The 13,385-nt window shown below is 69.5% G+C and carries 8 protein-coding genes and 1 pseudogene; all 9 read right to left on the minus strand.

Translation table 11 applies throughout. From position 1 onward, the window contains the following. Positions 1-5: 5 nt before the first annotated feature. Positions 6-1,145 (minus strand): hypothetical protein, encoded by a 1,140-nt coding sequence (locus J7E87_RS05440; protein ID WP_215090434.1) that lies wholly within the window; start codon positions 1,143-1,145, stop codon positions 6-8. Continuing rightward, complete coding sequence (locus tag J7E87_RS05445; RefSeq protein WP_215090436.1) at positions 1,138-1,488, minus strand: LysM peptidoglycan-binding domain-containing protein; 351 nt, start codon at positions 1,486-1,488, stop codon at positions 1,138-1,140. The genes J7E87_RS05440 and J7E87_RS05445 overlap by 8 nt, the downstream gene beginning before the upstream one ends. A 3-nt stretch (positions 1,489-1,491) precedes the next feature. Further along, positions 1,492-2,157, minus strand: coding sequence for a hypothetical protein (locus J7E87_RS05450; protein ID WP_215090438.1), 666 nt, complete (start codon positions 2,155-2,157; stop codon positions 1,492-1,494). Next, positions 2,154-2,837, minus strand: a complete 684-nt coding sequence (locus tag J7E87_RS05455; protein WP_215090440.1) for a hypothetical protein — start codon at positions 2,835-2,837, stop codon at positions 2,154-2,156. Before J7E87_RS05455 ends, J7E87_RS05450 begins: the two co-directional genes overlap by 4 nt. Positions 2,838-2,875: 38 nt before the next feature. Then, a complete protein-coding gene (locus J7E87_RS05460) occupies positions 2,876-9,685 on the minus strand; it encodes a DUF4157 domain-containing protein (RefSeq protein ID WP_215090442.1) in 6,810 nt (2,269 codons plus the stop codon). Beyond that, positions 9,682-9,978, minus strand: a complete 297-nt coding sequence (locus J7E87_RS05465; RefSeq protein ID WP_215090444.1) for a hypothetical protein — start codon at positions 9,976-9,978, stop codon at positions 9,682-9,684. Before J7E87_RS05465 ends, J7E87_RS05460 begins: the two co-directional genes overlap by 4 nt. Then, entirely contained in the window at positions 9,969-12,206 is a 2,238-nt protein-coding gene (locus J7E87_RS05470; protein ID WP_251017009.1) for an ATP-binding protein, read from the minus strand. The genes J7E87_RS05465 and J7E87_RS05470 overlap by 10 nt, the downstream gene beginning before the upstream one ends. A gap of 33 nt (positions 12,207-12,239) precedes the next feature. Next, positions 12,240-13,130, minus strand: a complete 891-nt coding sequence (locus tag J7E87_RS05475; RefSeq protein WP_215090446.1) for a DUF4255 domain-containing protein — start codon at positions 13,128-13,130, stop codon at positions 12,240-12,242. A 4-nt stretch (positions 13,131-13,134) separates the two neighbouring features. Continuing rightward, a pseudogene (locus J7E87_RS05480) lies at positions 13,135-13,385 on the minus strand (hypothetical protein); the annotation flags it as partial.

Raw genomic sequence — 13,385 nt, forward strand, 5'->3', positions numbered from 1 at the left:
ACGTCTTACGGACGCACTGTCCCGCTGCGGGCGATCAGGCCCTCGCGGGAGAGCGTGAAGTTCTGCTGGTACGAGCCGGGGCGCAGATTGTGGGTGACGGACTTGACGTAGTAGTCGCCGTCGTATGTCACGCCTGCTCCGCGCACGCCGACCAGCTCGCGCGGCCGCAGCACGTATCCGTGCCGGTTGACGTCGAGCTGCCCGGAACCGGAGATCGCGTCGGCGGAGGTCGCGGCGCGGCCCAGCATCTCCGCCTGGGCCTGTTCCAGGGCCTTCTTCGCGGTCCCGGAGAGCGTCTTCCGCTTGAGAGCGGGCGAGGCGCGGCGGCCGAGCGGCGGGCGCAACGGGCTGATGTCGGGCTGAGGCAGGAGCCGCGAGTCCCGCGTCCGGGGGTCCTGCCAGCGCGCCTGCGGCTCCTCGCGCGCTGTCCCGTCGTACGCGAAGGTCAGCTGGTCGACGGTGGAGTTGACGTCCATGTTGACGTTGAGCGCGTGCTGGCGTTCGCCGAGGCGCTGCTCGGGCCCCCAGAAGGCCGTGGACCGACCGGGGGTGGGCCCGGGGTCGAGGTAGAAGGTGTAGCCGTTCGCTCGGGCCAGCTCGTTCACGTACTGCAGATCGGTGCCGGTCTGGTAGTCGACGCGCACCTGCTCGTGGGGCGGCTGGTGCACCTGCTCGCGGAAGATCCGGGGGGTGATCCCGTAGTCGGCGTACTTCTGGAGAATCCGCTCGACGCGCTTGGAAGGGGCCAGATTCGGATACCGGTCGGTGCGCTCCTCCAGGTCCATGAGCAGGGTGAGATCTTCGCCGGTGACGGTGAGGGTGGTCTGCCCCGGGACATTGCTCGCCCCCACCTCCTGCCGCACGATCAGCCCGTCCAGGACGACCGTGGGGGTCCCCTTGACCGAGGTGATGGCGATGACCCGGGTCTTCGGGTCGAAGAACCCCTCGGGCAGCAGCCGCTGAGTGATCAGCCCACGTTTGGTCAGGTCGAAGGCGAGCTGGAACCCGCTCCGTTCGCCGGCGGTCATCGTGATCTGCGCGGACAGCAGTGCCTCGGTCACCTCGGACGGCACGGGGCGGGTGAGCTTGGGACCCATGCGCAGGGTGAGATGTACGGGCCCGTTCCCGATGGGCTCATCAGCCATGGAATCCACCCGGCAGAGGAATATCGATCTCCTGCCCCGGTTCGGCAGTCAGTTCGCCCGGGTCGAGGACGGGGTTGGCGTCGGCGATCTGCCACCACTGGCCGGGGTCGCCGAAGTAGCGCTGCCCGAGGTGGTCGAGCCGCTCACCGCTGTTCACGGTGTGCGGCGCGGTCTCCTCGGCATCCGCGCTGAGCGGTGGCAGCAACCGCCGCTTGGTGTAGCGCACTTCGGTGCCGTCGGGCAGGCGATGCACGCCGATCTCAGCGTCGTGATACCGGCTGGTGCGAGGGTAGGGGTGGGCCCCGGGTATCGCGTCCAGCGCATTCTCATAAGGATCAATCACGTTCTACAGCCCCCGTCCGAGCCCAAGTTCCGCCAGCCGCCCACCTCTTGCGGCCCTGGCCAGCCGCTCCTTCTGCGCGAGGTGGGCCAGATACAAGTCGGCCCCGCGATGCCCGGCCGGCAGGTCGCTCACGCTGAGAACCTTCATGCCGATGCCGAGGCTTGCCCGTATGGGGTTGAGGTTGACGTCGAACGCCGACTCGTTGATCGACAGCTCGGTGAGCCGCACGGGCATGACGCGCTTGCTCCCCCATGTGAAGAGCGTCAGCGGCATCTCGATCGGGCTGATCTCGATGGTGCCCTTCTTGGAGAGGCGGCTCGCTTCTCGCAGTTGGGCTGTGGTCGGCTGCACGAGCATCTCGAGGGTGGCCAGCTGGGGGTGAATCCCGTCGGGAGCGGCGACCTCGAACTGATCGGTGGCGTCGATCTCGGCGGTGAACTTCCAGCTCTCCTCAGCCGGCCCCTTGAGACGCAGCGCCTCGTTCCGATCCCCTCCGCTGCCACCTCCACCGCTGTCACCGCTTCCGCCGGCGGCTTGGGGGGCTAGGGAGCGCTCGAGGGTGTCGGGGTTGAACTGGAGGACGATGATGCGTTGGGGGGTGCCGCGCTCGGGGTCGACGACGACGATGCCGGAGCGGATGGGCTTGGGTATGTCTGCGTAGCGGGTCACAGGCGTTCCTCGAGACGGGCGCGGAGGTCCGTGTAGTCGTGGTCGGGGAAGAGCCCGGGAAACACATCGAGCATCTCTTGCATGTCGTCCGCGACCTCGATGAAGTCGTCATCCTCGAACGAGACATCACAGAACAAGTACTGCCAGCCGATCGTCCCCTTGGTGATAGCCAGGGCCTCAAGATACTGGCAGTAGTCGACGTCCAGCTTGAATCCGCCCACGTGGAAGTAGTGGTGCCAGATCTCCGGGTTTGGCGTGCCCGGACGCAGGCGCAGCGCTGTGAAAGCTCCCGTGCCGCTCTCGGGCTGATCGTCTATGACCCGAAATTCCCGGTACAGCTCCTTTTCGGCCGACGTCAGACTGTCCAGATCCGTAGGGGGAGCTTCGGTGGTCGCGACGTCCGACATATGCATCACATTGAACTCACCGGAGAGTCGATTGGGTGATGTCTCAAGACGCCAGCGGGCCGAAATTCGCCCGAAGCGGAGAAAGCATGTCTTGAGCCGTGGATCCAGGACGACACCGGTGGTTTCGGTGAAACCGGCAAATGTCGCGTCGACATCCGCGCGCGCCGGGTCGACAGCTCCGGGTTTCGCCGCGTGGATGCGGATGTCAGGTGCTCCCTGCAGTTCGCCCAGCACGTTCTGCAGACGCTGTTCACCTGCTGTCAGATCACTCATGGGATGCTCCGTTCAGTCGGAGATCGCCGGCGCGGCCGTCAATAGGAGATCAGTCCTTCGATGTGTCGCGCACGGATCTTGCTCTTGACATCCTTGAATTCGCCCAGCAGTGGGCTGCTGGTGCTGATCAGGTGCTTCTCCAACCTGTCGTTCAGGTTCCTGACGTTGCGGAACCTCTTCCGGGCAGCGACCTTCTTGATCTGTTTGACCATCGCGGTGGAAGCACCAAAGTACTTCTCGTAATTCAGGTCCTGCTCACTCTGGTTGTTCACCTCGATACGGTGCGGCAGAGGGACGCCTTCGTCGAATCCATTCGGGGAAGTGCTGATTGGCTTCCTTTCCTTCCACGTGCCACCCGATTTGTAGTGGTAGTTCCACCTCGTGGTGACGTGCTCCGGGAAGAACTCATGTGGATTGGTGCGGAACTTGACCCGAACGGTGTACCAGATCGCCTTCCCTTCCTGCTTCCTCGCCGTGTTCGCTTGTTTCTCGACACGATGGTGGAACCGGCTGTTGACGCCGGTGTAAGCCGGCACCAAGTTGGAGCCCGAAGCCAGACCGCCCAGCGGCCAGGGCAACAAGTGCATCTTCACGAAGTGGTTGGGCTGCTTGGAGAGGGCACCGCTCCACCCGACCGGATTGGGCGGAACCTCCTTGGCCTTGTCTGCCGTCTCACCCCGTGGCATGTCCTTCTGCAGGTAGAAGGCCTTGAAACTCTTCGCCCGCACGTTGTCCACGAACGGCGGAAACACCGGCGGCGGCAGCTCGTCGTCCTTTGCACCGCGCTCTTCGAGGAACCGGGCCAGCTTGACCATCAAGTCACGCAGCCGCGCGTACTCCCGCGAGCGAATATCCGTAGGGATCGTCCGTTTGCCACTGCGTTCAGTCGAGAGGCGGGGCGACATTTTGTTCTGCATGCCGTCGACCTTCTGAGCCAGCGCCTCGGCCTTGCGCAGTGCCTCCTCCTGCGACGTCTTCTCGGAGCCCTCGGCCATGGAGCCGAGTTCGGTGCGCCACGCGGCGAAGAAGGCGGCCATCGACTGCTGCACGCTGCGCACGGCAAGGTCGGCGCTCTTGGTACGCCCGTCGAACAGCAGCGTGTGGACTTCGTCGTTCTCCATGCGGAACCGCACCTCTGGCAGCGGAGGTGCCTGGTTCCGGGTATCGTCTTCGCGCCGCCTGTCCTTCCGTCGCCGACTGTCATCGCGCCGATCCCTCGACCAATCCCGGTCGTTCCTGCGCCGCCACTGGTCCCGCAACCTGCGCAACCGGTCGTTCAAGCGGTTGCCGACCTTGCGGCGGGCTTTACCGAAGACCCTGCCGGTGGCGCGGCGGGCCCTGTTGACGGCCGACTTGATGGTCTGACGGGCGCGTCGGACGCGGTTGCCGGGGCGGCGGTCCTTGTCGCGGTCCCGGTCCGTGTCTCGCCGGCGGTCGTCGGATCGTTTGTCGTCCGGGCGACGGTCCTCGGGACGGCGGCGCCCGTCCTCCGTACGGCGCTTGTCGTCCTGGCGGCGGCCGTCGTCCGTACGCTTGTCGCCGGGACGGCCCCGCCCGGGGCCACGACTGTCCGCACGGTCCGTGTCGGGCCGGCGGCGTGACGGCGCGCCGGGGCCATCGTCCTTGTCCTTGCGTGTGCGCTGCTCCGCGTCCCGCATCCGCTTTCGCGCAGCGTTGACCTCACGGCCATCCTCGCGACGCCGCTCGTCGTCGCGGCGCTTTTTCGGGCGAGTGGTGTGCGAGGGGCGCGACTTCTTCTCCGGGGAGGAACGCTTGCCGGGCCGCGGCCTCGACGGCGGACGGGACGTCTTGTCGGAGGAAGGCTTGCCCGGGGCGGGGCGGTCGTCCGAGCGGTCCGACGGGCGGTCGGTAGGACGGTCCGGGTCCGGTGACCGGTCGTTGGTCGCCGGGGCAGTGTCCTTCGGCTTGCCCGGTGCGTCCGGCGGAGGGGTGTCAGAACCGTCCGGCTTGTCCTTCTTCTTGCGGAGGTTCTTCAGCATGTCACCGAGCTTCTCGGCCACCTTGCCCATGAACTTTCCGACGCCCTCGATCAGGAACTCGTAGATCAGCTCCAGCAGGGCGACGATACCCGCGGCCACCGCCTTCGCGAAGGGCTGTGCGCCATTGCCGCTCTTGACCGACTTCAGGAAGTCCATGAACGCGCCGAAAGCTGCGAGGATTTCACTCAGCGCGCCCCACGCCGTCTTCAGGGCGTCGATGATCGCCATGACCCAGCCGGCCCCGGGAATCAGCTTCGCGACGACCTTTTCCACCACCAGCACGCCGATGATGACCGGGAGTTGGGGCAGCGCCTCGTCCCACGCCATCTGAGCCATCTGCTCGACGGTCACCCCGCCGGAGATCAGCTCCTGGAACTGGTCGATCGGGATCCCGATGATCTCCTGGACCTTCTGGTTGAACCAGGCCTTGACCGCGCTCGTGACCTCGTTGAAGAGGTGGTCCCTGGCACCGGTGTCCGCGGCGGCGCCCGCCTTGCTGATCCAGTCGCCGGGGTCGGAGACGATGTCGTTGAAGATGGCCGCCCACTCACCGAGGCCCTCCACTACGGCGGCACCGAACTCCAGCGCCCCGACGGCAGCGGTCTCGGCGACCTCGACAGCCGCCAGCATGCCGGTCTCCAGGATGTCGAGCCCGGCGAGCAGCGCCCCGCACAGTCCGTCGAGCAGCTTCCCCGCGATTTCCTTGAGCCCGTCCGCGAACTGGTTGACCTTCTCGACGGCCCAGTCGCGCGCGCCATCGATGGTGTTGCGCCACTTGTCCCGCATCGCCGGGTAGTCGGCGAGGAGTTCGTCACCGAGAGCGATCAACGCGTCGGCGAACTTGTTGATCTTGTCGATCACCCAGTTGCGCGCGTCGTCGATGAGTTTGAAGACCTGCTGCTTGAACTTGTCAATGAGGTCGGTGACGATCTGCCGCGCCTTCTCGAAGACGCTCTTGATGGCGTTCTTGAGATCCTCGAAGAACTGCTTCAGCTTCTCGATGGCGTCTTCGAGCCAGTTGTCGGCGTCGTCCTTTCCCTCCTCCTGCTTCTTCTCCGCCTCCTTCTCGGAGTTGGTCTGCTCGTCCGTGATCTTCTTGTTGTCGTCCTCGGTGCGCTTGTCGACGTCCTTGTCGGTCTCCTCTTCCTTGCCCTTGATGTCCTTGCGGACCTCGTCGTGCTTCTTGCCCTTCTTGCCGTCGATCTCCGAGGTCTTGTCGTCCTGTTCCTTGCGCCACTCGGCGCGGGAGTCGGAGATGTCGGAGCGACCCTTGTCCCGGGCGTCGGCTTGCTTCTTGCTGCTGGCGTCTACCTCGCGCTTCAGGTCCTGGTCGTGCTTCTGCCGGTCGTCCTGCGCCTTGTCGTCCTTGGTCTTGCGCTCCTGCGACATCTTCTGCCGGCCCTCGCCGAAGCCGGCCTGGATCTGCGGACCGCGGTCGTGCTCGGCCACGGCGGACGCGGACTCGATCGGCACCCCGCCGCCGGGCATCGTGCGGCCGGCACCCTTGGCGTTCTTGCCGTTGCCGCCGGGCACCTTGCCGGTCAGGGTCTCCTTGGGAACGTCCGGATAGATCTGGTCCTCGCCCATCGGGCGGGCCGCATCCTCCCGGCCGGAGCGGTGCAATTCCGACTTCCGCTCGTCGAGCTTCTGGCCCTGTTCGTCGGTGCGTTGGGGGTCCGAGTCGTTGTCCAGCGGGAGCCTGGGGGCGTTGCCCACCTTGGCGTTCTGCAGGCCCTCGTCCTTCGTCGGGAGCCCGAGGATCGAGTCGATCAGGTCGTCGAGCGGCAGGATCTCCTTCAGGAGCTTGCCGAAGAGCTGCGCGCCGATCGTGACGGCGATGTCCCACCAGCTCGGCTCAGGCACGTTCGCGCCCGGAACTTCGCCTTCCGGCTTCTGCTCGCCGGCGATCTCGGGTGTCTTGCCCGGAGCGGCCTCGGTACGGGCCACCTTGGCGTTGGTGTACGCCCCCGGCGCCGATCCCGTCGGGCCACCTGGCACTGTCCGCGGGGAGCCCGACGGGCGCTGCTCCTTCGGCGGCGCCTTGCGCAGGACAGTGCGCTCCTTGTCGACCGAACGGCCGACCGCGCCGTTCACTCCCTTGAGCGTGTCCAGCATCTGATGTGGCTTCAGGCCCGAGGCCGTCGCCAGTCCCGCCTCCGGCGTGGCGTTCGAGACATCCGGTGCAGCGGCTTCCTTCTTGGGCTTCGCCGGGGCGGATGCGCCTGCCCTGGCACCGCCGCCGCGTGTCGGCGCGGGAGCGGAGGACGAGCGACTGCCGCTGCCCCCACCGCCTCCGCCGCGGCGCGCGTTCCGCGCGACTTGCCGTGCGGCCTGCCGCTTGCTGCCCGACGGCTTGGACCGGGCGGCTGCGCCCGGGGCGCCGGAGCCCGAATCGCCTCCGGCCTTGGGTGTGTTGGTCTTCGCCTCCGTGACGGACATGGGTGAAGGGCCGTTGCCCGACGCCAGTTGCGGAGCAGAGCCGGGCCCTGGTGTGGAGACCTTGTCCGGGCCGGTCTCCGCTCCCGGCGATGTGGCGTTGCCGTTGCCCTCGGTGACGCCCTGGTGGTCAGGGCCGGGGGTTGGCTTGGCGTCGGGAGCGCCCTGGCCAGTGCCAGTGCCGCTTCCGGTGCCGCCGCCGCCCGTTGTGTCCTCGCCCTTGTCGGCCGGCTTGGCGGCCCCCTTGTCCGATCCGGCGCTCGGCTCCGTCTCGCTCTTCGCCGGGGCGCCAGCCGCCTGCGATCCCTGCTTTGCGGTGCCTTCGGCCTGGCCGCCACTGTCCGACTTCTTGCCGGACGCCTGGGACGAACCAGCGTCCTGGGTACGGGCGTCCTCGTCCGCCTTGGCCAGGCGCTCGGTACCGGCCGGTCCGCCGGCCGACGAGGTCGCGCCGGCTCCCGCACCGTCGGCGGTGCGGGCCTCCTCGTCCCTTCGGCGGGCCTCGGCGTCCTCCGCACGCTGCTCCGCCTGCATCTTGTCGCCGATGCCTCCGGCGGATTCCGCCGAGGCCGTCGTGGTCAGCCCGGATGCATCGGCCCCGGTGCCGGCCGTCCCTACTGCTCCGTCCGAACCTAGGTCCTGTTCGGCGGAGGCGCCGCTGAACAGGTCCTGGTCGGCGAGCCCTTGGGACTCGTCGTCCGCTGCTGAACGGGCGGGAGCTTCCTGGGCCGGGGACTCGTCCGGAGCCACCTCCGGCTCCGGTCCGGCGTCCGTGGACGGAAGAGCGGGACGAGAGGCGTTGCCCTTCCTCCGTTCCTCGACGAGGCTCGGGTTCTTCGCAGCCTCCGTGTAGCCCACGAGGTCGATGTCGGGGACGGGCTCGTTGCCGCCAGCGGGTGTGTCCTCGTCGGCGGCCGACTCCTGCTCCGCGGGCTCCGCGTCCAGCCCCAACGGCTCGTCGTCCGCGTCCTGTTCGTTCTCCGGGTCGCCCGCCGGGCGGAACGGGGCGGTGTCACCACCGGACCTGCGCTTCTCGCCGGGTTCGGCACCGCTCTTGTCGACGGGCGACGGGGCGGCCGCGATGTTTCCGGCGACCGCCGACCCCTCGTCCTCACCTGCCCGCTGCTCCCCCGCCTGCCGCTCCGCCTCCTGCGGGGCCTCCTCCTGCCCCCCGGCCTCGTCCCGATCCTTCTCGGCGGCGGCGTCGTCCTGCTTCGCCTCGTCCTTCTGGGCGCTGTCGTCCTGGGCCTTCTGCTGGTCGTCCTGGGCGGAGGCGCTCTTGTTCTCGTGGGCGGAGGCGTCCTTGTCCTCCTGCTGGGACTGCGAGCGGTCCTGCTGTCGTGCCCCCGCCTCCTCCTTGTCCTGCGATGCGGCCTCTTCCGGGGACGTGCTGCCCTTCCCGTCGCCGGCCGCTCCCTCCCGGCCCTCGGTCCCGGGCCGCGCACCGCCGCCCTCGCCTGGCTTCTCCTGCTCGCCCTCCGACCCGCCTCCGGCCCCCTTCCGGCGTTCGCGGGCGTCCGGGATCTCGTCGGCGGACTCGTCGCGCCGACGCTCCTCCGCAATCTCCTCTCCCGCCCCAGGCAGAGCCACCGGCGCCACCGCAGCATCCAGCGGCAGCGGCCCCGCCGCCTCGGTCTCCTCGACGAGGTCCAGCACCCGGTCGAGGACGGGTGCCGGCAGCCGTATCTCAAGTCGGTCGAGCACGAGGTCCTGCACCTGGGGTGCCAGCCGCGCCAGTTGGAGCCGTACCCGGCCCGATCGGTCCTCCGGGTCGCCGCGCAGGGAGCGCAGGACGCCGTTCGCTACGCGGTCGATCAGGGTCGCGGGGTCCAGCTGTTCCATGCGGCGGCGGTCGGCGTCGACCGTTGCGTAGCGCAGCCAGCCGGGCGTCGCCTGCCCCGACTCGACGGCCGCGGCGGGCTCCTCCTCGCGTACGGAATCCCGCAGCGCGGGCAGTACGGAAGCCTGTGCCGCCGACTCCGCCTCGCGCTCGATTGCCTCCTGCGGCAGGCTGACCGCGCCCAGATCGCGGCCGGCGCGCAGGGCGCCCAGGCCGTGCGGGTTCTGGATCGTGTGCAGCAGCTCGTGGGCCAGCAGCCGCTGCCCGTCCACCGTGCCAGGACGGTACGTACCCTCTCGGAAGAAAATGTCCTGACCGACCGCCACCGCGTCCGCGCCCAGCATCTCGGTGAGCTGCCCGGCGTCCCGGTCGGTGTGCAGCCGCACCCGGCTGAAGTCGTGGCCGAGTTGCTCCTCCAGCTCCCGCCGTACGCTCAGATCCAGCGGCTGCCCGGCGCCACTGACGATGTTCTTCGGCTCCGGTGTACGGGACTTGGCCCGCTCCTTGCGCTTGCGCCGCCGTTCGGCCTGGGCCGCCCGGGCGTCCTGGGCCGAGGCGTGAGATGTACTCATCGCGACTCACCCCGACCCGAAAGACCCGCGTGCACCGCCCGCGCCAGCGCCTCGCCGAGCCGCCCCGGCGAGGTGGTGGCGGGCAGCGGCGGCAGCCCGGACAGCCCGTCCAGGGCCCGGCCGCCGTCCGCGGCCAGTGGCACTCCCCGCTCCCGTACGAGCCGGGCCAGCTCAGCTTCGAAGGCGGCCGAGACCCGTTCGGGGTCGAGCCGCTCGAAACCGTCGAGTACCAGCTCACCGATGTCCACCCGAACTGTCCGGGGAGCCTCGTTCAGATCTCTTTTCAGACCCATCCGTGGACCTCCGAGGGCGTCAAGGAGCGGTCCAGCTTGAGGTATTCGGTGCGCGCCGCCTCCAGCATGTGACGCATCTGGAGCCGGTCGCCCTCCTCCGCCGCGAGGAAGGCGCCCGACAGCGCGATATTGCGGATGGAACCGCCCGCCACCGTCAGCCGGGCCAGCAGTTGGGGATCGACGCCCTTCATCGGGGCCCGCGCGGGCAGCACCCGCCGCCAGATCTCGGCGCGTTCGCTCTCGCCGGGGAAGGGGAAGTCGACGACGAAGCGGATACGGCGCATGAACGCGGTGTCCAGCGCCTGCTTCATATTGGTCGTGAGGATGGCGAGGCCGCGGTACGCCTCCATGCGCATCAGCAGATAGCTGACCTCGAGGTTGGCGTACCGGTCATGACTGTCCTTGACCTCGCTGCGCTTGCCGAAGAGGGCGTCCGCCTCGTCGAACAGCAGCAGCGCGCCGCCGCGTTCGGCCGCGTCGAAGACCTTACGGAGGTTCTTCTCGGTCTCGCCGATGTATTTGCTGACCACCTGCGAGAGATCGATGATGAACAGATCCAGGCCCAGCTCCTTCGCCATCACCTCGGCGGCGAGGGTCTTACCGGTGCCGGAGCCGCCGGCGAAGAGCGCGGTGACGCCGAGGCCGCGGCGCAGCGTCGCGGCGAAACCCCACTCCTGGTAGACGGTCGCCCGCTGGCGTACATGCGCGACGATCTCACGCAGGACCCTCAACTGCCGCTCCGCCAGCACCAGATCGCCCCAGGACGCCTGCGGCTCGATCCGCCGGCCCAGCTCGTCCATGCCCATCCGGGCCTCGGTGAGCCCGGCCCGCCAAGCCAGTCCGGTCGCGTCCAGCACGTCCTCACCGGGCAGATCCCGTACGACGGTCGCGCCGGCGGACCGGATCAGATGCGGTGGCAGCGAGAACTGCTCGACGAGATCCTTCAGGTCCTCCTCCGACACCTCCGGCACGGCCTGGAACGCGTCTGCCCACACTCCCAGCTGCTCCTGCGTATCCAGCGCCGGCACGGTCACGCGCTCGCCGCGCGGTCGGTCGGTCTGCCGCGGATCGGGGCTGGAGACGACCAACGGGACGGCGGCGCTCTCGATGAACGCGTCGGTGGCCGCGGCCTGTTCGCGGTCGAGCTCGCCGACCTCGACGAGCAGGGCCGCGGGCAGCAGAATCGCCTCCCGCTGCCAAAGCCGCGCGAGCCGGTCGCGCTCGACGGGGTCGGTCGGCATGTCGTCGGCTGCCATCGCGTACAGGCCGAGTCCGCAGCGGCGGGCGGCCGCGGCTGCGATGTCGGCGCGGGTCCGCAGATCGCCGCCGACCAGCTCGACGCGCAGCGGGGCGTGCGGGCCCGCTCCCGCCCAGCTCGCGGCGACCCGGCTCGCCGCGAGGTCGTACGAGGCGGGCAAAGACTCGGCTACCGGCGTACGGCGCAACAGCCCGTGCAGCCGGGAGTCCAGATAGGGCGAACCGACCAGGAAGTGCAGGATGCGCTCGTCGAGCCGCAGTCGGGAGGTGGTCAGCCGGGTCTCGTCGTCCAGCTCTACGAGCCGCCAGCGGCGCAGCGGGGCGACGGGGGTGAGAGCGCTCCAGTGCGGTTCGCCGAGCGCGGCGAGTGCGAGCGAGAAGGTCGGGTAGGCCCGCTCCGGATCCCCGCAGGCGGCTGCGCACCGGCCCCCGGTGGTGGGGTCGAGCTCGGCGGCTGCGGCGAGCAGGATCACGTCACGCTCGAAGGGGCTGAGCCCGAAGCAGGCGATGAGGGCGTCGAGCGTGGCGACCGGGGGGACGGCGGCGGGCGCGAGGCCGTTCTGGGGTACGCGTTCGTCCGCGCCCGCCCCGGGGTTCTGCCGGCCGGCACGGGCATCGGCGGGGCTGTTGTCCGCAGCCGCGACGCCGCTCCGGCGGGCGGACTGTGCCGCGCCCGCACCGACGGCCGCGACGCCGTCCCGTCGTACGGGTTCTGACGTGCCCTCGTCCCCGCGCGGCCGGTCGGCGGCGTCCTGTCGTACGGCTGCGCCTGCGCCGGCGGTTCCGTTGCCCTCCGGCCGTACGGTCTCTGACGCGGCCGCGCCGGTCCGGGTCCTCGACCCGTTGGGCCTGGCGCCGCGTTGCACGCCATTCGCGTGGGCGTCGAGGCGCGCCAGGACCGACCGTACGGCCGCAGCCAGCGCCTGGCCGTCCGAAGCCGCCCCCGGATCTGCCCCGTCGAACGTGCCCATGCCCTCACCCGCCCCCGTGTTGCGCACCGTGCCTCAGCTCTCCTTGCCGTCAGCGTCCGCGCCCGTGTCCTTGTGGGCACGAGCGGGCGCGGTCCGCCTGGCCGCCGCCTTGGCCGTGGTCCTTGCCGCCGCGGTCCTGCTCGCCGCGCCCTTCGCGGGGGCGGGGGTGGGAGCCTTCGGCGCTCCGTCAGCTTCCGCCTCCACCACCTCCTGACGGGCGGACTCGACCAACTCAGCCCCTGGCGGCGTCGTCGAACTCGGCGGCGTCGTCGAACTCGGTGGCATCGTCGAACTCGGTGGCACCGGCGCGCCGGGCGCCCCGAACGGCAGCACCCGCACCGTCCTTCGCTCCACCGGCTTCGCCGGGACCGGCCGCTCGCGGCCCTCGATCAGGACCAGCGACGCCTGGTACGCCACCGACAGCGTGTACGGGGTCTGGTGCAGCATCCCCCACAGCTTCGACGTCTCGTCGATGTCCATAACCGTCGGCGTGAACCGCACCTTCTGCGGCGACTGGGCCAGATCGCTGCCCGTCAGATACGGACGCTCGGCCGCCAGCTCGATCAATTCCTTCGGCAGGACCGGGATTTCGTGCAGCGTCCGCACCACGCTCCCGATCAGCCGCTGCCCGACCAGCTCCGCCTCCTCCCCGTAGGCGCTGATCAGATAGTGCAGATCCAGTGCCGCGGCAGGGCGCTTGAGCAGCGTGCCGTCCGAGGCGCGCGTCGGCAGGTCGGTGTGGCGCATCGAGGCGTTCGGCGTGACCTGGTACAGGAAGACATTGATGGTCGGCTCGGCGGGCGGCTCGGCCGGTGGCTTGCGGGTATCCACCTTGACCGCGATGTCCGTCTCGGGCCCCAGGTTGTTCTCGATCAGCAGGGCCAGCGCCTGGGTGACGGTCGCGATGGCAAGTGCGTTGCTCATGACGTCAGTCCCTCTTCTCGCCGCGCGACAGATAGTCGTTCAGGGTCAGCGCGGGCGCACGCCGTCCGGTGTGGTCGGCGCGCCCGCTCCCGGCGCCGCTTGCGCCGGGCGGTGGTGCCGCGCTCACTTCGAGCCGGCCGATCTGTACGTGTACGACGCGCTCCGCCGGCCGCGGCGCGCGCCGTCCCACCCCGCTCAGCGCCGCGCCACGAGCGGCGGCGGTGTCGGCGCCTCGCGGCCGGGCCGGAGCGGTGG

The organism is Streptomyces sp. ISL-1, assembly GCF_018614585.1.
Taxonomy (GTDB): domain Bacteria; phylum Actinomycetota; class Actinomycetes; order Streptomycetales; family Streptomycetaceae; genus Streptomyces; species Streptomyces maoxianensis.

What these genes read in the sequence shown, in the direction of transcription:
- J7E87_RS05440 (WP_215090434.1), bottom strand. Translation starts at nt 1,145, where the DNA reads ATGGCTGATGAGCCCATCGGGAACGGGCCCGTACATCTCACCCTGCGC.
- J7E87_RS05455 (WP_215090440.1), bottom strand. Translation starts at nt 2,837, where the DNA reads ATGAGTGATCTGACAGCAGGTGAACAGCGTCTGCAGAACGTGCTGGGC.
- J7E87_RS05460 (WP_215090442.1), bottom strand. Translation starts at nt 9,685, where the DNA reads ATGAGTACATCTCACGCCTCGGCCCAGGACGCCCGGGCGGCCCAGGCC.
- J7E87_RS05465 (WP_215090444.1), bottom strand. Translation starts at nt 9,978, where the DNA reads ATGGGTCTGAAAAGAGATCTGAACGAGGCTCCCCGGACAGTTCGGGTG.
- J7E87_RS05470 (WP_251017009.1), bottom strand. Translation starts at nt 12,206, where the DNA reads ATGGGCACGTTCGACGGGGCAGATCCGGGGGCGGCTTCGGACGGCCAG.
- J7E87_RS05475 (WP_215090446.1), bottom strand. Translation starts at nt 13,130, where the DNA reads ATGAGCAACGCACTTGCCATCGCGACCGTCACCCAGGCGCTGGCCCTG.